Origin of the sequence: Prodigiosinella aquatilis, from assembly GCA_030388725.1 — a bacterium.
In the GTDB taxonomy this organism is placed as follows: Bacteria; Pseudomonadota; Gammaproteobacteria; order Enterobacterales; family Enterobacteriaceae; genus Prodigiosinella; species Prodigiosinella aquatilis.
The window spans coordinates 3,018,246-3,038,292 of record CP128857.1; the positions used below are offsets into that span (position 1 = coordinate 3,018,246).

At 50.5% G+C, this 20,047-nt stretch carries 16 protein-coding genes and 2 pseudogenes; 9 read left to right on the top strand and 9 right to left on the bottom strand.

What is annotated here, in order from left to right; all coding sequences use genetic code 11:
- Nucleotides 1-58 precede the first annotated feature (58 nt).
- The 4 genes from PCO85_13980 to PCO85_13995 all read right to left on the bottom strand — a co-directional run bounded on the left by PCO85_13980 (nucleotide 59) and on the right by PCO85_13995 (nucleotide 3,300).
- Nucleotides 59-619, bottom strand: coding sequence for a carbonate dehydratase (locus tag PCO85_13980; protein WJV52345.1), 561 nt, complete (start codon nucleotides 617-619; stop codon nucleotides 59-61).
- On the bottom strand, nucleotides 609-1,544 hold the full coding sequence (folE2, locus tag PCO85_13985) for a GTP cyclohydrolase FolE2 (protein ID WJV52346.1): 936 nt from the start codon (nucleotides 1,542-1,544) through the stop codon (nucleotides 609-611). The genes PCO85_13980 and folE2 overlap by 11 nt, the downstream gene beginning before the upstream one ends.
- Before the next feature lie 63 nt (nucleotides 1,545-1,607).
- Nucleotides 1,608-2,030 carry an RNA polymerase-binding protein DksA gene (gene dksA / locus PCO85_13990; GenBank protein WJV52347.1) on the bottom strand — a complete coding sequence of 141 codons (423 nt, stop codon included), beginning with the start codon at nucleotides 2,028-2,030 and terminating at the stop codon, nucleotides 1,608-1,610.
- Between the two features lie 70 nt (nucleotides 2,031-2,100).
- On the bottom strand, nucleotides 2,101-3,300 hold the full coding sequence (locus PCO85_13995) for a GTP-binding protein (protein WJV52348.1): 1,200 nt from the start codon (nucleotides 3,298-3,300) through the stop codon (nucleotides 2,101-2,103).
- A 97-nt stretch (nucleotides 3,301-3,397) separates the two neighbouring features.
- On the opposite strand from PCO85_13995, the gene PCO85_14000 reads away from it, so the two are divergent.
- From PCO85_14000 to PCO85_14010, 3 genes and pseudogenes are all read left to right on the top strand, one after another.
- Nucleotides 3,398-3,850, top strand: a complete 453-nt coding sequence (locus tag PCO85_14000; GenBank protein WJV52349.1) for a transcriptional repressor — start codon at nucleotides 3,398-3,400, stop codon at nucleotides 3,848-3,850.
- A gap of 81 nt (nucleotides 3,851-3,931) precedes the next feature.
- Nucleotides 3,932-5,315, top strand: a pseudogene (gene cysS, locus PCO85_14005) (cysteine--tRNA ligase).
- 70 nt (nucleotides 5,316-5,385) lie between these two features.
- Nucleotides 5,386-5,547, top strand: a complete 162-nt coding sequence (locus tag PCO85_14010) for an NAD(P)-binding domain-containing protein (protein ID WJV52350.1) — start codon at nucleotides 5,386-5,388, stop codon at nucleotides 5,545-5,547.
- A 51-nt stretch (nucleotides 5,548-5,598) separates the two neighbouring features.
- On the opposite strand, the gene PCO85_14015 is transcribed toward PCO85_14010, so the two are convergent.
- A complete protein-coding gene (locus tag PCO85_14015; protein ID WJV52351.1) occupies nucleotides 5,599-7,134 on the bottom strand; it encodes an IS3 family transposase in 1,536 nt (511 codons plus the stop codon).
- Nucleotides 7,135-7,204: 70 nt separating this feature from the next.
- On the opposite strand from PCO85_14015, the pseudogene PCO85_14020 reads away from it, so the two are divergent.
- Nucleotides 7,205-7,356 (top strand): annotated as a pseudogene (locus tag PCO85_14020) (integrase).
- 397 nt (nucleotides 7,357-7,753) lie between these two features.
- On the opposite strand, the gene fhuA reads toward PCO85_14020, so the two are convergent.
- Nucleotides 7,754-9,928: a ferrichrome porin FhuA gene (gene fhuA, locus PCO85_14025; protein WJV52352.1), complete on the bottom strand. Its 2,175-nt coding sequence runs from the start codon at nucleotides 9,926-9,928 to the stop codon at nucleotides 7,754-7,756.
- Nucleotides 9,929-10,490: 562 nt separating this feature from the next.
- On the opposite strand from fhuA, the gene PCO85_14030 reads away from it, so the two are divergent.
- From PCO85_14030 to PCO85_14045, 4 genes are all read left to right on the top strand, one after another.
- Nucleotides 10,491-11,636 (top strand): efflux RND transporter periplasmic adaptor subunit, encoded by a 1,146-nt coding sequence (locus tag PCO85_14030; protein WJV52353.1) that lies wholly within the window; start codon nucleotides 10,491-10,493, stop codon nucleotides 11,634-11,636.
- An 11-nt stretch (nucleotides 11,637-11,647) separates the two neighbouring features.
- Nucleotides 11,648-14,740, top strand: coding sequence for an efflux RND transporter permease subunit (locus PCO85_14035; protein WJV52354.1), 3,093 nt, complete (start codon nucleotides 11,648-11,650; stop codon nucleotides 14,738-14,740).
- Nucleotides 14,727-16,208 carry an efflux transporter outer membrane subunit gene (locus PCO85_14040; protein ID WJV52355.1) on the top strand — a complete coding sequence of 494 codons (1,482 nt, stop codon included), beginning with the start codon at nucleotides 14,727-14,729 and terminating at the stop codon, nucleotides 16,206-16,208. Before PCO85_14035 ends, PCO85_14040 begins: the two co-directional genes overlap by 14 nt.
- A gap of 125 nt (nucleotides 16,209-16,333) precedes the next feature.
- Nucleotides 16,334-16,891, top strand: coding sequence for a transcriptional repressor (locus PCO85_14045; protein ID WJV52356.1), 558 nt, complete (start codon nucleotides 16,334-16,336; stop codon nucleotides 16,889-16,891).
- On the opposite strand, the gene PCO85_14050 is transcribed toward PCO85_14045, so the two are convergent.
- The 3 genes from PCO85_14050 to PCO85_14060 all read right to left on the bottom strand — a co-directional run bounded on the left by PCO85_14050 (nucleotide 16,860) and on the right by PCO85_14060 (nucleotide 18,595).
- Nucleotides 16,860-17,162 (bottom strand): SDR family oxidoreductase, encoded by a 303-nt coding sequence (locus tag PCO85_14050; GenBank protein WJV52357.1) that lies wholly within the window; start codon nucleotides 17,160-17,162, stop codon nucleotides 16,860-16,862. The genes PCO85_14045 and PCO85_14050 overlap by 32 nt on opposite strands.
- Nucleotides 17,152-17,310, bottom strand: a complete 159-nt coding sequence (locus PCO85_14055; protein WJV52358.1) for a hypothetical protein — start codon at nucleotides 17,308-17,310, stop codon at nucleotides 17,152-17,154. The genes PCO85_14050 and PCO85_14055 overlap by 11 nt, the downstream gene beginning before the upstream one ends.
- Before the next feature lie 433 nt (nucleotides 17,311-17,743).
- Complete coding sequence (locus PCO85_14060; GenBank protein ID WJV52359.1) at nucleotides 17,744-18,595, bottom strand: helix-turn-helix transcriptional regulator; 852 nt, start codon at nucleotides 18,593-18,595, stop codon at nucleotides 17,744-17,746.
- Between the two features lie 237 nt (nucleotides 18,596-18,832).
- On the opposite strand from PCO85_14060, the gene robA reads away from it, so the two are divergent.
- Entirely contained in the window at nucleotides 18,833-19,726 is an 894-nt protein-coding gene (robA, locus tag PCO85_14065; GenBank protein WJV52360.1) for an MDR efflux pump AcrAB transcriptional activator RobA, read from the top strand.
- Nucleotides 19,727-20,047: the final 321 nt, after the last annotated feature.

Consider the following 20,047-nt stretch of genomic DNA (forward strand, 5'->3'; position numbering starts at 1 on the left):
ATTAATAACAAATCGTTAATAATACGGTGTGATGTTAACGGCACTAGCCGAGCCATACTCAGAATTCATTTCGCAACAACTGATAACCTTCCACCAGTTTGACATTAGTGCTGGCGACTTCTTCTGAAAATTGCAAAGAAGCGGGGTCTACTTTCGAATAACTTTTAAGATCGGAATCAGGCCCCACGCGTTCCGTTGATGGAATATAGGTATTCTCAGGCAAGGTGACGCCATCCACAACTGCATTATAGCGAATAACACAACCCGTCTGAATATGACAGTTAAACAACACACTGTTGAATCCAATAAATACCCGCTCGTCAACCTGACAGGGGCCATGCACTATTGCACGGTGGGCAATAGACGTTCCGCTTCCTATCGTCACTGGTGCGCCACTTTTTGAGTGAATAACCACCCCGTCCTGAATATTAGAGTGGGAATGGATAATGATAGGATCCATATCCCCGTCTGCATTTAGCTCGTCAGCACGGATAACCGCATAGGGTCCGACGTAAACATAATCATGAATAATGACACGTCCACAAATTACTGCGGTGGGATCGATATAGGCCTTTGTTGACACCACTGGGGTATGACCTGATGGGTTTTTACGTAACATTTTTACTTCCTTTCCAGTGAATACAGGCAACGGCATTATGGGGATGCAGGCTTTCCTGATGCTCAACCCGGATATCAAATGCTTCACAAAAGAGTGCACAACGAAAAACATTATTGAGCCGACGGGCAGCATCTTCGCAAAACATCAGATTCTGACCGTTAGCCACCGCAAACGCCTGTTCGTCGCTCCGCTTGACGACCGTTTGCACGGCTGTCCCGAGAGCAACTTCAGCATAATCAATCAGCTCAATCACAGGCAGTGATTTTGCTTCAGGATTAAGCCGGATACTCACCCAAGCCCAGCTTCGCTGGCTGTGCGGGGTTGCTGGCATTCCTTTCTCAACAAGCCAGTCCGCTATTTCTGCTGCCGGGAACCTGTCGATCCGGTTGCCAAAGTCTTTACTAAACTGCAATCCCGCAACGTGGCGGCTAAGCGCTGCGGACGCCGGGCAGGTTGACGAATAAGGGATACCAACTTTAAGAACAACCGTAAAAGATTGCCTGAGTTCGGCGCTCAGAGTCAGAGGATAAGCTTTCCAGCCGGAGTGATTAGAATTTAACGACTTACGAGACAGTAATAACTCCCCTGAAATCTCAATACTGGCTTCATCACTGCGTCCATGATGAGATGCCAGAAATGCGTTCAACACATGTTGCAATAATGCCGGTGTGATTTCCCCTTGTGTCAGTTCGTCCAGAAGAAGATAAAGGCGAGACATGTGGATCCCCTTTTCTGCTTCAGGTGAACTGAGAAGGTTTATACCAGCATTGACCTTTGCTGATACCGGCCTGCCTGCAATGTCTACCGGCAGATCAATTTGCTCCATACCAACCCAGGATAATGACTCGCCCTTGTCGTCACTCTTAGTGGACTGAATATCCGGTAGTATGCCTGGGCATAAGGTTTGTTTCGCTGTAATACTCATATAGTCCTGCCTGATCTGATATCTACTCTCATCCCAATCCTGCCCACTGCCTGAGCTACCGCTTTATTTCTTTCGGTACTGAACCTCAACCTTTTCCTCTTTTGTTTTGGCTTCAATACTTAATTCTGCGGTGGGCCTGAGTAACAGGCGTTGCAGACCGATAGGTTCGCCTGTATCCCGGCAGAAGCCATATTCTCCTTTTTCAAGCCGTATAAGCGCTGCATCATATTTCGGCAACAGGCGGCTTTCTCTGTCTATCTGTCTGAACAGCAGACGTAACTGTTCTTCACGAATGGCGATGTCACCTTCGTCACCCGTTTCTGGATTATCCTGCAGTTGTTGCTTCATCTGGTCTATATGATCAAGCACCTCCTGCCTTTCATGGCGGATAAGCCGCCGGAAGTAGTCCAGTTGCACAGGGTTCATGTAGTCTTCTGACGACATTGCCAGGATTCTTTCTTGTTCAGCGCGGGTAGGTTTAGTCATGTTCTGTACCGATAAAATTGCAACTTGATACGTTATAACATAACATTATCTATCGCTGCAAAATAACCTGTTAAGCCAGCCAGGCCACTTTCGTGGGCCAGGGATCGTGGAAAATTCCCCCCTGCAGCCACCAGCGAATTTCCTCTTCAGTGAGTAAACACTGGCGCAACGCGAGGGCGAAATCGTCAATTTCACCGCTCTCGCCAATAACAGTCAGGCGGCAGCGCCGGTCACCAAATCTGCCAGGCATTTTTGCCAATTGCTGACGGATAGCTGAGCGTTCTTCCTGTGTCAGTGAATTATCAGTGTGAGTCAGGACCCCGGCTTTCCAGTAGCTTATGAATTCGAGATTGATGCTCCCTGCTGCCTGGTTCCACAATAATGCCAGGTCATCCCTTCCCGGTAGCCAGAAAAACCCCTTGCTGCGGTAAACGCCTGCGCCCATGAAGCGATGGCAGGTATCCCACAGCCGCTGCGGATGAAATGGACGGTCATCCTCAATGACCCGCCACGAAATATCATATTTTTTGTTGGGTTCATCCGGCAAAACTGCATCAATTGCATCCTGAAGCTCATCGATAAGTAACGCCACCCGACGAAAATCGTAATCCGGCATGGAAAGCAATTCATCCAGCTGTAAATTTCCCCAGGGCACGGCCATAATTGCAACCTGCGGATTAAGTGGATGTATGGCTCTGGCTACCTCAGTAACAACATAGAAGGGTAACCGGTCGTTTTTGGTTAGTAAGAGCTTATTACAGAACATAATCTGTTCTGCCAGCAGGCTTTCCACTCCCCTGGCCCCTTTGTTGAGGTGCTCCTGGAAAACCGGAATAAGCTTCTTTCCACCGTCGTAGTCATCATTAAGCATGACCGTATCAACAAGAGACAAAAATGCTTTGAGACTTACCTGAGTGTGTTCTCGAAGATAGCGGACCAGGGGAAGAGGATGGCTGCTGCCTGACGTTTCCAGTAAAATAAAATCCGGAGACCGTTTTTCGAGCAGGTTTTTCAGCGCGGAATCCAGCTTCTGGATCCCACTTCTGCTGCTGATATTGTCTGCTGAAATACTCACAAAATTGTTACTGGCTGCATCAACGATTTCTGTGTTGGCTATCAGGACGCCATCCACATCAAGTTCACTCATGTCATTAACGATGACGAATACAGTCATTCGCCGTTTGTGTGCCTGTGTAAGAAGGTTTTTTAGCAGAGTAGTTTTCCCTGCCCCCAGAAAACCATTAAGGATAATGAGCGGTGTTCTTTTCATAGCATCAAGCCTTATGCCGCTAAACGTTAATGCAATCAAGTTGCAATAATACCGGCTTCCTGCCAAAATTCAAATGACATGACTCGGAGGGGGAAATATGACAACACCAGTAGCCAAAACGTATGACTGGAAGCAAACGTTGCGCACACATGGTTTGCGGGCAACGCTACCCACCCTTGCTACGCTGCAATGCCTTGAACATGCCAGCCAGGCCATGAGCCACGACGATTTAACTCAGCAACTGGGCGAGCAGGCTCCCGATCGTGTGACCCTTTACCGAATACTGGAGCGGCTAATGCAGGTAAATATTGTCCAGCGTTATACCGACTCGGCAAGAACTCAGCGTTTCGCTCTGACCCAACGGGCTGCCGTAGGACTTTTTGAATGCGATAACTGCCATCATGTTATTCCTATTGAGCAGGATCCGGCCCTGGAAGCGGCCATTGAATTGGTAAAATCACATCTCACTGGACATGGTATGACCGAACGGGAAATTACCCTTTCCAGTCATGGTATCTGTCCGGACTGTAATCGTACTATCACCAAATAATTTTTTTGTTATTCCGGACGACTGTTAATTAGCACCAGGCGTGTTCGTGTGCTGCTATCTAAAAATAATGAGGTAAACGTAATGATTAAACTAACAAACACGCTTGGTATGCAAAAGGAGCTATTAGTTCCGGTTAAAGAGAGCAAAATCGGCATGTATGTATGCGGCGTGACGGTTTATGACCTTTGCCATCTGGGGCACGCCAGAACCTTTGTAGCTTTTGATATGATTGTCCGCTATCTGCGTTTTTGCGGATACGATGTGACTTTCGTGCGCAACATTACCGATATAGATGACAAAATTATTCAGCGCGCCCGTGAGACCGGAGAGGACTGGCGCAGCCTGACAGAGCGAATGGTGCATGAAATGCACATTGATTTTGCAAAGTTAGGCATCCTGCCGCCAGACATCGAACCCCGCCCCACAGAGCACATTCCACAAATCATCAGTATGATCGAACGACTTCTGCATCGACAATATGCTTACATTGCAGAGAGTGGTGACGTCATGTTCTCCACTGCATCGGCAAAAGACTATGGAAAGCTTTCGGGACAAGATATTACCATGCTTCGCGCCGAGGCCCGCATCGACGTCAATGACGTATAAACGCGACCCGCTGGATTTTGTTCTCTGGAAGCGGGCGAAATCCGGCGAGCCGGCCTGGCCCTCTCCATGGGGAGAAGGACGACCGGGATGGCATATTGAATGCTCTGCGATGAACTGTCATTACCTCGGAACGCATTTCGACATTCATGGCGGTGGTTCGGACCTGATATTTCCCCATCATGAAAATGAGATTGCCCAATCCACCTCCGCCAATGATGGCCCTTACGTAAATTACTGGCTTCACACCGGCATGGTGACGGTGAGTAAAGAGAAGATGTCAAAATCGCTGCATAACTTTTTTACCCTGCGCGATATTCTGCACCGGTTCGATGCCCAGAGTGTGCGCTTCTTCCTGCTAAGCGCACATTATCGTAAGCCGCTGAATTATAGCGAGGAGAATATTCACCTTGCGCGCGCCTCTCTAACACGGCTCTACACCGCATGCCAGTTCGCTGACGGGTCTCGATCTGAACAGCACGATGCATGGCGGGCCAGATTCTGTGAGGCAATGGATGATGATTTCAATACGCCCCAGGCGCTTGCCATTTTATTTGAACTGACAAGAGAGATTAACAGGCTTTGCGGAACGAATGATGATGAAGCCGCAGCACTTGCCACCACGCTGAAATACCTGGGGAATGTGCTGGGTTTGCTTGAACAAGCATCGGATGCCTTTTTGAAAAACCGCAGTGATCTTCATCCTGCAGAACTGCAACTTATTGAAAAGTTAATTCACCAGCGCAGTGAGGCACGACGTATGGGCGAATGGGACAAGGCCGATCGTTTAAGAAATGAATTAGCAAATCAAGGTATTGAACTTGAAGATGTCGGCGAAAATACCTCATGGCGTATCCGATAAGTTGTACCTTTGGATGTAAAAAATTTCAATATGTATTGCTATATTATAACGTAACGCAAAGAGTAATTTTATGAATAAACCACGCGAAGTCGTTATTGTCGGTGCGGGTCCGGCCGGAGTGGGTATGGCGGCGCTTCTTCGTCGGAGTGCCAAACAGGATATCCTGGTCGTTGACAGTCACGAAGTAGGTGCCTCCTTTATGCGCTGGCCGGAAGAAACCCGTTTTTGTTAGCGCCAGTGATATAAGACGGTAATGGGGATGCGGATGTTTTCTTGGACGGTTTTATTGCGCGATGCCGAGTTGTCGACGGTACATTTCCGGGCTGAGTGCTCCCAGCGACAACTTGATGCGATGTTCGTTATACCATCGTATATAGGCATCAACATGCTGCATAAAGTGCTCAGGTGTCACGCCTGACCACTCATGACCATAGTACATTTCCGTTTTCAGGCGACCAAAGAACCCTTCACAAGCCGCATTATCCGGTGAACAGCCTTTACGGGACATCGAACGGATAAGACTGGCAGCATTCACACGCTTAAGCCAGCCTGGCCAGCGGTAATGCCCGCCTCGATCGCTATGGATTATTGGTCGTTCGCCTGCGGTTAATGTGCTGATTGCACCATCCAGCATGGTATTCGCCAGTTCTGCATCCGGGCGTGTACCCAACGACCAGCTCACAACTTTACCATCGAAGCAGTCGATTACAGGTGACAACCATACTTTGCCTGACGGCAACTGAAACTCCGTGATATCTGTCAGCCATTTTTGATTAGGCTGTTCCGCGTTAAAGTCTCTGGCGAGAAGATTGTCAGGTGCCGGGCCGATTTCTCCGCCGTATGAGCTGTAGCGGCGCCGACGGTTTCGACTGACCACAAGCTGTTCTTCCACCATAAGTCTGCGTACAACCTTCTCAGAGAGTCGCTGGCCTTTGTGCCGTAGCATAGCGTGCAGACGGCGATAGCCATAACAACGATAGTTACCGTTGAAGATCTCTGTTATTGCGATACGTACGGTCGCGTATTTATCTCCCGAGCGCAGAGCTGTCCGGTGGTAAAAAAAACTGCTCCGTGCAAGTTCAAGGACTCGCAGCAGCTCTGTCAACGGGTACGAGCCTCTCAGGACATCAGCGATCTGCGTCTTTTCCCTGTTTGTCAGAGTGCTGACGCTGATGCCCGGGTCTTTTTTTATGATTTCCTCCGCTTTTTTCAGGATATCGAGCTCCATCTGCTGTCGACGTATCTCCTGATTAAGTCGGTTAACTTCTTCGCGCAGAGTGTCGCGCTCTTCCGTAAGAGACGGCTTTTCATGTTTGCGCATGGACTGGTAAGCCTCATCGCCGATGATTTCATCTTTCCATTTGTACAATACCGTGCGACTGATGCCAATGTTCATGGCGATTTCTCTGGCAGGTACATGCCGTGTACAAAGCGCCATGACAGCCTGACGTTTCACCTCAGGTTCAAAAGGTGCATTTTGATTGATCGTACTGGTGAAAATAAGCCGTCTGCCGGGATGACGTTCATTAACCCAGCGAGCCAATACATCACAGCAGGGATAACCAAGAGTCCTGCTGGTAAACGCCAGGCAGCAGCCATGGTTAAGATAATGTTCAACAGCAGCCTGCTTTTGCACATCAGAGTAACGAGGCTTACGGAGTATGGATTTTGTAGCACCGTCACTCGCTTCCCATAAACGGATCCAGCGTCGTAGATTTCTTTTAGAGGGGTAACCCAGTTCACGAACTACAGGAGCCAGTTTTCTGCCGTATTTAAAGTAAAGTTCAATTGCGCGGAGCCGTTCTGCTTCGGTAAACATTATTTATCTCCTGAGAGTCCAGGAAATCGTCCGCACCCCCATAACGGTCTTATATCATTGGCGCTAACACAATAGCGTGCGGTTTGCGTACATCCACAAAGCGGCGCATTTGGAAGCCAGAAAGGCGATGATGCAATGGTGGTCGGACTATCTAGATGCTTGCGGGAGAAGTATGTTCCGCCCTATATCCGGGGCCGAAAAAACTGTTTTAGAATAACTTAATCCAGCTTGATGTCATTAATGATAAAGTGAAAGCAGATCCTACACATTCAGGATCTGCTTTTTTTGAGTTAGTAACCTGAACTTGCCATAGCTAAGATGAACCGCTCAATTCGAGTATTAAAAACTGTGGTTGATTTAAAAATCGTTAGCGACAGATCTTTGCTAACGGTATATTTTCCTGACTGTAACGTTATGGTTATTTAACCTCGAAAACTTTTTAAAGACTTCTTGTACTCATACACCGAAGCATTCATTTCTAAACGTGCCTTGTATGCTTGGCTGAAAAATCAGTCTCTATATTATTTTACAGTTTATCAATTTTTTCCGGTTACTAACGTAAATAGTATCTCACTTATCGTCTGCAAAAAAACCAATAATTTTCGTAAGTGCTATTTGTTTAAAACCTAAAAGTAGCAGTCGCTGTAATCTGACGCTCAGTTCCGTAAAAGCACGCTGTAGTGGCGTAACAACTTGCCACGTACTTTTTATTAAAGAGATTGTTAACGCTGACCCCAACAGTAGATCCCGGTAAATTAAACCTGGCCAAATCGTACTGAACTGCTGCATTCCAGATGGTATAGGGCTTAACTTTGAAGGAGTTGGCGCTATCACCTTCAGTTGATCCGATATACCGTACTCCGAGTCCAAGTGTTAATCCGCTCAGTGCGGTTTCATGGAACGTGTAATTACCCCATAGTGCCGCCATATTTTTTGGAATTTGAGAGGGCTGATTACCCTTGTACGAAGTGTCTTTTGTATATTCTGCATCTGTATAGGAATAACTTCCGATAACATCCACATTTTCAGTTAACGCCGCTTTAGTCTCAAGCTCAATACCTCTTGATCGTATTTCACCGTTCTGCACTGAATAATAAATATGCTCTGGATCTGTACTCAAATTTTTATTTTTGGTCAACTGGAACACAGATAAGGTTGCAGAAATCGCCCCATCATCAGGGATATATTTTAATCCTGCCTCATATTGTTTAGCACGTGACGCCTGGAATGTTTTACCCGCATAGTCAGTACCACTTGTAGGCAGAAAGGATTCACTGTAACTGAAATAAGGTGAAATACCGTTGTCAAACAGGTAATTAATCCCCCCCCGCCATGTAAACTCATTGTCGTCCTGCTTGGAAACAGCATTATTGTTCAGGCGATTAACAGTGTCTATCTTGGACCAGTCGTAACGGCCTCCCAGTGTTAATACCCAGCGATTCCATTCCGCCTGCTCCTGGAGATAAAGTCCCGTTTGCTCCTGGTGGTCAACCTGGCTGGTGGTACGGTAATACTGCACTGCCGTGTTACCATAAACAGGATTTATAAGATTCAGGTTCGATGCCAGACCAAAGGTATGCCAGCTATCATTTCGGGTGCGTCGATAATCCACGCCCAAAAGCAGAGTGTGATCGACTGTATCTGTAGAAAACTTGCTCTGCGCTTGAGTATCGACCGCAAAGGTCGATAAATGCTCCTTGAACGCCAATGCCCCTCTTGTTAACTGAGTAGGATCAACGGTGGAAATACTACTACCATAGATAGTTTTATAATCCATATCGACCGTTCCGTAACGCAGGTTCTGACGTACAGTCCAGTTATCGTTGATCTGATGGTCGAATGTATAACCGACTAACTTCTGGTTTCGAGAGATTTTATTATAACCCGGTTCACCATCATTAAAGCTGGTCGGCAATTTACCTCCGGCGCCGTTAGTCACAGTTCCGTTTTTAGGTAGATAACCATACCAGCCGATGTCAGGTTCATTGAGGAAACTGCTTAAAAAAGTAAAGCTAGTTTTGTCATCCGGACGCCAAGTGAAAGACGGTGCTATCGAATAACGCTTTGCTTTTTCACCAGTTTGTTGTTGATCTTGATCGCTGGCGACACCAGTCAGTCTGTAGGTTAATTCTCCGCTATCATCGGCCGCACCGCCAAAATCAAAACCGGTTTGAAAAAGATTATGGTTACCCATTTTAAACTGAACTTCACGTATGGTTTCCGCTGTAGGACGTTTGCTCACCAGAGAAATAATTCCCCCCGGATCACTCAGGCCATATAAGACAGAGATGGGACCGCGCAATAATTCAGCACGCTCCAGCATATAAGGGTCAACCTGGAATGATGCATAACTATCGCTCTGAAGTTTTAGTCCATCAAGGTAAATATTATCTGCAATCTGGCTAAAACCCCGAATATTGACTGAATTGAATCCCGTTACAGAGCCTCGGTTGTCAACCATCACCCCCGCTGAATAGCGAAAAGCATCTTTTAGCGTCGGAGGATCCAGCAGATCCATTTCCTCACGAGTCACGACAGTGATCGACTGTGGTGTTTTAAGTATCGGTGTATCTGTTTTGGTACCTGTCGCGCTGCGTTTAGCCACTATTGTGCCCACTGGCCCCCAGGCATCTTCAGAAGTAAGGCTCTGCCCATTAGTGGTAACCGTCATCGTATCTTCTGTAGTGGAAGTCGTGGGGCTGTCTGATGATACTGCGGGAAACGACAATGAACTGATAAACGCACTGATCATGACGGTAGAGGGACGTAGAACCAGAGCTTTTTGCAATTTCATTTATATACTCGTTTGGATTAAGTGAGAAATAATGTCGTGAGGTCATTTTCCAAGGCGTTCAAATAAATGCCCTATATTGAGTGGATAAATATTCCCTTATTGGATCTGACCCCGCGCCTGCCTATCATTTTCTTGTAGATGCCAAGCAACTTTCATCCCAGATACTTTTCTGAAAATAAATTTTTCTGCGAAAAAAAGACCATTCGGGATCCAGCGATGTAATCTCGCCAATACATTCAAATGAAACTCATTCTCATTAAACTACGAGAGTTAATGTTGCGATAGCGAAATACAGCCATATAGTTTTCCATTTCAGCCAAAATGTACTTTAAAAGTTTTTGGCTGAAATGCGAAATAACATGACAATTTTTCGCAATGGTTCTTCTTCATCGAAAAGTTAGACTGCCAATCAAAATGCCTGGATATGGGCAAAAATGCGCTTTAGCACAGTCTGATTTTTAAATCGATAAGGAATAATCATGTATTTACAAGACAATCACGGGCACTTATCGCTGCCCTGCTCGCAAGCCCTGTCTGTTTTCTCTGGCAAAGGTGAGCGCCTATGAGCATCGCGATGAATCGCCATGTGAAGCCAACAGTAATCAGCATGCTTGCCCTCATTGTGGTCTTCAGCCTGCTGTACACCTGGCGGATCCTCCGTAGCAGTAGCGCAGAACAGCAGACTCTGCCACCTATACCTGTAACGACGATCCGCGCAAAAACCAGTAACGTCGCAGATCAATTACAAGCCGTTGCAAGTTTGCAGGCAGTACAGGAAGTGTTGCTCGCTCCGGATACATCTGGACGTGTGACCGCCATTAACTTTGAAGCGGGCCAGTTTGTTAAGAAAGGAGACGTCGTGATACAGCTTTACGATGCTCCGGAACAAGCGGATCGCGCTTCTGCCAAAGCAAAAGCTGATTTTGCGCAACTGCAACTGCGACGTTCACAAGCATTAGCCCAAACAGGAGCCGAGTCCCGCGAACTTCTTGAGCAGCGCATGGCGGAAGCCGTCCAGACCGCCGCAGCGGTCCGGCAACTTGACGCACGTATACAGCAAAAGGTTGTTCGTGCACCGTTTTCTGGTCAACTTGGTATCCGGCATATCAATCTTGGTCAGTACCTTAACGCAGGTGATGAAATCGCCACGCTAACCCAGCTCGATCCGCTCTACGTCAATTTCACGTTGCCCCAGCAGGATTTGCCCAAGCTGACTTTAGGCGCGTCGGTGCAGGTGACGGTAGATGCAGCGCCAGGCCAGGTATTCAACGCCAAGGTCAGCACCATCGAGCCGCGCATCGACGGCGAGACTCGCAATGTGGACGTGCAGGCGCTATTGCCCAATACCGACCGGTTACTGAGGTCTGGCATGTATGTGACAGCGCGGCTGATGTTACCCGCCACTAAAGACGCTATTGTGTTGCCGCTGACGGCAATCCAGACCTCGGCCTCCGGCGACAGCGTGGTGCTAGTGCAAGGTGTCGATGCACACGGGATCGGCAGGGCGGTCGCGGTACCGGTCATCACCGGCCGCCGACTTGGCGATGAAGTCCTGGTGACGCAGGGTGTTAAGCCCGGTGACGTCGTTGTGACGGCGGGTCAGAACAGGCTGCCGCCCGGCGCGACGGTGAAGATCAATATGCCCGTGCCTGCCGCCGCAGCACCGCATGTCGCCCCGGCGGTCGCCCCCGCCGCTGACGCACAATAGAGGACGGCACTATGCATTTCACCGACATCTTCATCCGCCGGCCCATCCTGGCGCTGGTCGTCAGCCTGTTGATCCTGCTGATGGGCACCACCGCTGTATTCCTGCTGCCCGTGCGGCAATACCCCTATCTGGAAAACGCCACCATCACGGTCAGCACCACGTTTCCGGGGGCGGCCCAGGACGTGATGCAGGGCTTCGTCACTGCACCGATAGCGCAGTCCATCGCCACGGCCAGCGGTATCGAATACCTCAGTTCGACCACCACGCAGGGCAAGAGCGAGATCAAGGCGCGGCTGGTGCTCAATGCCAATGCCGACCGCACGATGACCGAAATCCTCGCCAAAGTGCAGCAGGTCAAGTACCGGTTACCAGCGGGCGTCACCGATCCGGTCATCCGCATGTCCACCGGGGGCAGCACCGCTGTGCAGTACATCGCCTTCTACAGCAAAACCCTGTCGATCCCGCAGGTGACGGATTTCGCATCTCGGGTGGCGCAGCCTCTGTTCACCAGCATTCCGGGGGTAGCCTCGGCTGACGTCTATGGGGGTCAGCCGCTGGCTATGCGCATCTGGATCGACCCGGTACGGTTGGCCGCGCACGGGCTGTCGGCCAGTGATATTTCGGCTGCGCTACGCGCCAACAACGTGCAGGCTGCTCCAGGCCAGCTCAAGAGCGCGCTGACCGTCACCAACATCAGCGCCGCGACCGACCTGCGCAGCGTCGATGACTTCCGTCATATGGTCATCAAATCCAGCCCCGGCGACGGTGTGGTGCGGTTGTCGGATGTCGCCACGGTGGAGATTGGTGGTCAGGACTACAACAACCTCTCATTCGCTACTGGCATACCTGCGATCTTCGTTGCCATCCAACCCACACCCGACGGAAATCCCCTGAAAATCGTCAGGCAGGCCAACCAACTGCTGCCGAAGATTCGTGCAATGGCGCCGCCAGGACTAACGGTAGCACCCAACTACGACGTTGCACGTTTCGTCAACGCCTCCATCAAGGAGGTGAAGCACACACTGATCGAAGCCATCGTGATTGTCATCGTGGTGATCTTCCTGTTCCTCGGCACATTCCGCGCGGTCATCATTCCGGTCGTCACCATCCCGCTGTCGCTGATCGGCACTGCGGCACTGATGCTGGCCTGCGGCTTCTCGATCAACCTATTGACGCTGTTGGCGATGGTGCTGGCGATCGGCTTGGTAGTGGACGACGCCATCGTGGTGGTGGAGAACATCCATCGCCACATCGAAGAAGGCCTGTCACCCGTGCGTGCGGCATTGCTTGGCGCGCGCGAGATCGTCGCGCCAGTGATCGCCATGACCATCACGCTGGCGGCGGTCTATGCACCTATCGGCATGATGGGTGGGTTGACCGGCGCACTGTTCAAGGAGTTTGCTTTCACGCTGGCTGGCTCGGTCATCGTCTCGGGCGTTATCGCGCTGACGCTCTCGCCGGTGATGAGTTCGATGTTGCTCAGTTCCAAGCAGGGTGAGGGACGGCTGGCGAAGCTGGTCGAACACTATATGGAATGGCTGACGGCATTCTATGGACGTTTGCTGGCCCACACGTTGGCGGCTCGCGGTGCGGTACTGCTGGTCGGCGTAGTCGTGCTGGCCGCCATCGTGGTGTTGTTCACTGGCACCCGCCACGAACTCGCACCAACGGAGGATCAGGGCGTTGTCATGGTCATCGCCAAAGCGCCGCAGTACGCAGGCGTCGGCTATAGTGCTCGCTATGCCCAGCAGATCGAAAAACTGTTCGAGTCGATCCCGGAGTTCGATAGCAGCTTCATGAATATCGGCGACTCTGCCGGCGGCCAGAACATGATGATCGGCGGTGCTATCCTCAAGGACTGGTCGGAACGCAAGCGGTCAGCCACCGAGATCCAAGGCCAAATCCAAGCGGCCGGTGGTGCCATTGACGGCGAGACGTTGACCGCCGTGCAGTTGCCCCCGCTGCCTGGTTCCAGCGGTGGCCTGCCGGTGCAGATGGTGCTGCGCTCGCCCGACGACTTCAAAACGCTGTATGAGACAGGAGAGAAGATCAAAGCTGCGGCCTATGCCAGCGGCCTGTTCCTCTACGTGCAGAACGACCTCTCCTACGACAGCTCGCAGGCGCATATCACCATCGACAATGCGAAGGCCCGCGAAATGGGTGTGACCATGCAGTCCATCGCCGATACCCTGGCCGTGCTAGTTGGCGATAACTATGTCAACCGCTTCAACTTCCACGGCCGCTCCTACGATGTGATTCCGCAGGTGCGCAGCGCCGAGCGCATGACGCCGGAAGACCTCGGACGCTTCTACGTCAAAGCGACCTCCGGCGCGTTAGTGCCGCTATCGACCGTGACCCGCGTCGAAATGCGTCCGCAGGCCAACCAGCTCACCCAGTTCGACCAGATGAACTCCACCACACTGGAAATGCTGCCGGCACCGGGCGTGAGCATGGGCGAGGCCGTGAAGTTCCTGCAATCTCAGCCGCTGCCTTCCGGTACCAGCGTGGACTGGCTCAGCAACAGCCGCCAGTTCGTGCAAGAAGGCAACCGTCTGCTGGTGTCCTTCTGCTTTGCGCTGGTGGTCATCTTTCTGGTACTGGCGGCGCAATTCGAGAGTCTGCGTGATCCGCTGGTGATCCTGGTGACGGTGCCGTTGGCGATCTTCGGCGCACTGGTGCCGCTGTGGCTAGGCTTTGCCACGCTCAACATCTACACCCAGATCGGACTGGTCACGTTGATTGGCCTGATTTCCAAGCACGGCATCCTGATGGTCACGTTTGCCAATCATATTCAGCATCACGAAAACCTCAGCCGCATTGAAGCCATTGAGAAGGCCGCGTCGGTGCGTATGCGGCCCGTCCTGATGACCACCGCTGCGATGGTCACGGGTCTGGTGCCGATGTTATTTGCTGATGGTGCGGGCTCGGCCAGCCGCTTCTCCATTGGCATCGTGGTGGTGATGGGCATGTTGGTCGGCACCTTCTTCACACTGTTCGTGTTGCCCACCATCTACAGCTTCGTCGCCAAGGATCACCGGGCGGCAGCGGAGAGCCCCCGCGCCCGCGAACTTGCCAGTACGGAGGCACCCAATGTCGAATTGTGATCTGCTTCCTGCCCACACTGATGCCATAACCATAGTTCTGCATCGGGCATTACTCCCCATTTTGCGCGCCACTTTTCTGGTTACGGCTGTCACAACCGTCATCACCGGTTGTGCCAGTGGCCCCGATTACCATGCACCGTCTTTGCCTCAAACCGCAGCAGGTCCTTTTGTCAGCAAACCGGACCATACGGATACTGCTCAATCTCTGCCAGCTGAGTGGTGGAAATTGTATGATGACCCCATCCTTAATAGGCTGGTCCAAGAGGCTCTTATGGCCAATACCGAGCTGCGTGTCGCCCTGGCTAACCTCGAGCGTGCACGAGCTATTTACAAGGAAGCACGAGGCGGCTTGATACCTTCTACCAACGTATCGGGTAGAGCAGGCTACGGACGCGACCAGACCACATGGACCGGCTCCGGTCAGGCACCCACGCAGTGGAGTTACAGCGGTGGGCTTGACGTCTCTTATGAACTCGACCTCTTTGGCCGGGTTCGACGTGATATTGAGGCTGCGCAGGATGACACTGATGCCGTCGCCGCCGACTACGATGCGGCGAGAGTTATGGTCGTCGCTGAAACGACACGGGCCTACGTGGACGCTTGCGCTCAGGGTGAATCCATTGACGTAGCACATTCGTCCATTGAACTGGCCCGACGTAGTCTGGACCTTATCAGTAATCAGGCACACGCCGGCGCGGCATCAAATCTGGATGTGGAGCGTGCCGGTGTCACATTGGCTCAGACCGAGGCCACTCTGCCGCCGTTACAGAACCAGCGACATGCTGCGCTGTTCGAGTTGGCAGCATTAATGGGCCGCACGCCATCGCAGGTACCAGCTTCTGCACGTGCCTGCACCAAAGCACCAGTGTTTTCGGGAGTGCTCCCTGTGGGCGACGGCACTGCCCTGCTGCGTCGTCGTCCTGATGTAAGACAAGCCGAGCGACAACTGGCTGGCGACACTGCACGCATCGGCGTGGCGGTGGCAGATCTTTATCCGCGAGTGTCACTGGGTGTATCAGGCAACTACTTGCGTAATGACTATCTGAAAGGCAATCGCACCTGGTCTTTCTCAGTCGGTCCACTGATCTCCTGGACATTCCCGAACATGATGGTGGCACGCAACCGTCTCGCTCAGGCGAAGGCGCAAACTGCTGCATCCTTGGCTCACTTCGATGGCACTGTACTGAATGCGCTAAAAGAGTCCGAGCAATCATTGAGTGCCTATGGTGCCGCGATGCAGCAGCGTGATGCGCTGAACGACGCACGTAATCGTGCCGGGAACGCCTTCCGGTTAGCTGAAGAGCAATACCGTGTTGGAGCAATCAGTTACCTCGATGTGATCGTAGCGCAAAGAAACCTGATAGACACAAGGTCACAGGTGGCCGCAGCTGACCAACGGGTAGGTAACGCCCGGGTAAACGTATTTAAGGCCCTGGGTGGCGGATGGGAAAAGACCAGTACAAAGTAACAACAGCCCACACCAGCGCGTTGCATGTTCTGTGGTCGCGCTGGTCCCCACTACTCATTTTCACCCCAGCAGGCTCTTCGTTGTAGCGCACAACAGAAAAGTCGAATCTGCAAAGGAGAATAAATATGGCTTGTAATGACAACCCAAAATTCATTGATCTCATTACGTCATTTGGCGATAAAAGCACTTCAACATCAAAACAACCCAGGCGCTCTAACGTCGTCGTATCTAATCCCAAGGGGAACGAAAGTCAGTCACCTCATATTCAACGTCTTGAGGCAAGCCATCTCAGGGCAACATTTTCACGAATTTCTATACTGGACACTCTGAATCAAGCTGCACCACATTGTCTTGGTGCGAGTCAATTATATCGCATCCTCAACGCGAGGCCATCTGAGCACTTAACACAAGCCACAATCTATCGGGTGCTCAATGATTTATGGGTGGCAGGATTACTTATCCGCACTGATGGGGTTCGTGGCCGTGCTACATATGCACTCAAGCCATACAAAAAATCACGGAACCAGGATAGTCTACGTTGCAAATGTGGGGAAAAACTCATTTTTATTGAGGACCCCAAATTGCATGAACATCTGCTCTCTCTTGCCGGTCAGGAAGGTTTCGAACTTGACAGCGAGCCAGTCTTCACCGTTACCATAGTTTGCGCTGGCTGCCCACGATAAAATGGGGGTTAACAGACGGCTTATCACCACCTATCTGTTGGAAGTTCTTTCTTATGTGATTATCCTCACACCCCCCCTCCCCACCATCAACCCTGAGTGCTGTGCCGGTCGTAGCAGATGCGCGTTCGCTACAGACATAGGCAATCATCGCTGCAATCCCTTCTGTCGTTGAAAAACGCTGAAGTATCGAAGAAGAGCGCACTGTCACAAAGAACGCCTGCTCAATGGATTTGGGATCAACACCACGCCCCGCCGCCACCTCAGCAACCAATGTGCCCCCCCCCCAGATGTTGTGGGCTTAGAAGCACACTGTTAACGGTGATACCTGTACCAGCAAGGTTTTCAGCCAGTCTGTGCGCCACGGCAAGTTGTGCGGTTTTGGTCATACCGTAGTGGATCATTTCAGCGGGTATCTGCAAGGCCGATTCCGTCTTCGTCGATGATGTCCTCGAACGATTTAGGTTAGAAGATACCCAGATTATTCACTAACACGTCAGTATGCGGTAACTGGTTTATCAGCGCCTCGCAACCTTCATTATGACTCAGGTCCGCGGCAATTCCCGAGACCCGCGCAATGAAGGAACTCATTCAGTATTTCACTTACTGCGCTGTCAACACGCAGGCTGTAGCCAACCCAATGCCTGCCGTTGAGCCCGTTACAAGCACACGTTTGTCACTTAACCCAAGATCCATAAATTTTCTCCGATATATATGCAAAAATTCAAATTTACCGGTCTCTGTGTGAGATGGTTAACGACATCCGGCCATCATATTGCCAATCCAGTCAATCTTATGTCAGGCAAATATGAGCTTTTCTCAAAATATGGGATGTTGTTAAGAGCGGCGCAACGTTTAATCCAAACGAATGATGCCTGGCATATAGACAGACTCCCCACCAGTAGAACCCGCCATTCGTTCAATAAGGTAACGCCCTGGCGGTTTGCCCAATGCTTTTCGGAACATGGTGACAAATCCGCTGGCATTCTCATAACCAAGCTCCAGCGCTACTGTCTGCACACTTTCGCCCTTTGTAAGACGTTGCAGTGAAAGGATCACATGCAGCTGTCGACGCCAGCGGCCGAAACTCATGCCGATTTCCTGCAACAGAAGCCTACTCATACTTCGCTCGCTCATGCCAATACGATGAGCCCATTCACCTAAAGAACATTTGTCAGTAGGATCGGCCAGCAGCATTTCTGCAAGCTGCCGAAGCCGCCTATCGCGAGGCATTGGCAAATGAAGATCTTCCACAGGGGCTAAAGACAATTCATCCAAAAGGGTTGCTATTAATCTCCCCTCACGGCCATCTGTCAGGTATAGCTGGGGAAAACCAACCACTTTCAGCAGTAATTCGCGCATCAGCGGCTCTACTGAAATCGTGCAACAGGTTTTAGGAAGCCCCGGCGCCGCGTCTGGTTCAACGAACAAACAATAACACTCAGTATCACCAGAACCTCGGGCGGAGTGAGGCAAATTACCTGGGATCCATACCGCACAGTGTGGAGGAACAATCCACACGCCATCTTCTATCTCGCAGTTCAACATACCTCTAACCGAGTAGATCAATTGTGACTTGCGATGTTGATGTCTTTCCTGTTCCCAGCCTTTAGACACCATTGAAGCCCTCATGGCGGAAACAGGCCGGGGTATGTTATCGACATCGGGTAGCACAGCAGAATCGAGTGAGTAATCTTGGCGTGACATAATCTTAATCGAACCTCGATTAACGGGGAGACATGGCAGGATTGAATAATATTATGACCAACATTCGCAATGCAGTCTAATGCAGAATCGCTTATTTTGAATTTCACATTCAGATACTCGAATCTTTCCCGGAGGGCTCGCACTGGTGGGTATCGCAACGTTGCCACGACAGCAATGGGGAACAGAAGCACAGAAATGTTCCTTTTCACTATTGTTTAATATGGTGGGAGACGATTTATGAACCAAACCAGAATAATTTTCGACTTACTTACCTGGCTTGAAAGCCACCTTACAGAGCGGTTGTCTCTGGATAAAGTCGCCCTCAAATCCGGATACTCAAAGTGGCATTTGCAAAGGATGTTTAAAGAAGTCACCGGTCACGTAATAGGTAGTTATATTCGCGCCCGCAGACTGTCAACAGCAGCCGTGGCACTACGATTAACCAACCGCCCAATTCTGGATATTGCCCTTGAGTGTCACTTCGATTCTCAACAGACATTTACACGTGCCTTCAAAAAGCAGTTTAGTCAGACCCCCGGCAGGTATCGACATTCGCCAGATTGGAATGCATACGGGCTACGACCACCTATCCACCCAAGTGATTTAACTCTTCCGGAAGCAACCTTCGTGACTTTACCGGAAACTGTGTTAATCAGTCAGACACAAAGTTATACCTGTACGCTCGAGCAGGTCACCAGTTATCAAGATGAAATGCGGCCCCATTTCTGGGGGAAATTTCTTGAAGAAACAGGCTTATCCCCCTCTGTACTTTATGGGCTACATCAGGTCCGGCCCGGGCGTGAAGGGGATAACGAACTGGAAATTTTGTATACCACTTCGGTTTCATCTTACGTGCTGACGCAGCCTGTACCTTCAACGCAAGCCATACTCCTGGAAGCCGGAGACTATGTGCAGTTCACTTATGAAGGACCGTGCAAAAATCTTCAGAAATTCATTCACCTCATTTATGGAACATGTATGCCTGCACTTCAACTCACACGCAGGCACGGCCAAGATATTGAGAGGTTTATCAACAGTGGTGAGAAAAAGGGCACTAAGCCACTAGAAATTATCCGCTGCGAATATCTGATACCAGTCCCCCCTCTCTGCAATAGCTCACATGACGGGTAACCATAATAGACAAGTAAATATCTTTCCCGTTCTGCCGTCCACTCAGTCTTAACGCTTCCGCTCATCAAGCACTGGCGCATTGAAGCACGACTTATCTCTGGGCATTTACTTCCGTTGAAATGGAAGAAATCCCGAACACGCAAGTTAATCCTGCCGCTGTATTCAGGAAGGGAGCATTGAACAGGAGCGTGAACTGGCCGAATTGAGCAATATTATGACCAACCATCGCAATGAAGTTCTATGCCCTTTTGGGTATGTTTGAATAAACCATACTGGTGTGTTGCAGCCGGAGGCTTTGCCCCTCAATGCCAATGATGTAAA

What these genes read in the sequence shown, in the direction of transcription:
- PCO85_13980 (WJV52345.1), bottom strand. Translation starts at nt 619, where the DNA reads ATGTTACGTAAAAACCCATCAGGTCATACCCCAGTGGTGTCAACAAAG.
- fhuA (WJV52352.1), bottom strand. Translation starts at nt 9,928, where the DNA reads ATGAAATTGCAAAAAGCTCTGGTTCTACGTCCCTCTACCGTCATGATC.
- robA (WJV52360.1), top strand. Translation starts at nt 18,833, where the DNA reads ATGAACCAAACCAGAATAATTTTCGACTTACTTACCTGGCTTGAAAGC.
- PCO85_14035 (WJV52354.1), top strand. Translation starts at nt 11,648, where the DNA reads ATGCATTTCACCGACATCTTCATCCGCCGGCCCATCCTGGCGCTGGTC.
- dksA (WJV52347.1), bottom strand. Translation starts at nt 2,030, where the DNA reads ATGACTAAACCTACCCGCGCTGAACAAGAAAGAATCCTGGCAATGTCG.
- PCO85_14015 (WJV52351.1), bottom strand. Translation starts at nt 7,134, where the DNA reads ATGTTTACCGAAGCAGAACGGCTCCGCGCAATTGAACTTTACTTTAAA.
- PCO85_14000 (WJV52349.1), top strand. Translation starts at nt 3,398, where the DNA reads ATGACAACACCAGTAGCCAAAACGTATGACTGGAAGCAAACGTTGCGC.
- folE2 (WJV52346.1), bottom strand. Translation starts at nt 1,544, where the DNA reads ATGAGTATTACAGCGAAACAAACCTTATGCCCAGGCATACTACCGGAT.
- PCO85_14060 (WJV52359.1), bottom strand. Translation starts at nt 18,595, where the DNA reads ATGTCACGCCAAGATTACTCACTCGATTCTGCTGTGCTACCCGATGTC.
- PCO85_13995 (WJV52348.1), bottom strand. Translation starts at nt 3,300, where the DNA reads ATGAAAAGAACACCGCTCATTATCCTTAATGGTTTTCTGGGGGCAGGG.
- PCO85_14040 (WJV52355.1), top strand. Translation starts at nt 14,727, where the DNA reads ATGTCGAATTGTGATCTGCTTCCTGCCCACACTGATGCCATAACCATA.
- PCO85_14045 (WJV52356.1), top strand. Translation starts at nt 16,334, where the DNA reads ATGGCTTGTAATGACAACCCAAAATTCATTGATCTCATTACGTCATTT.
- PCO85_14010 (WJV52350.1), top strand. Translation starts at nt 5,386, where the DNA reads ATGAATAAACCACGCGAAGTCGTTATTGTCGGTGCGGGTCCGGCCGGA.
- PCO85_14030 (WJV52353.1), top strand. Translation starts at nt 10,491, where the DNA reads ATGAGCATCGCGATGAATCGCCATGTGAAGCCAACAGTAATCAGCATG.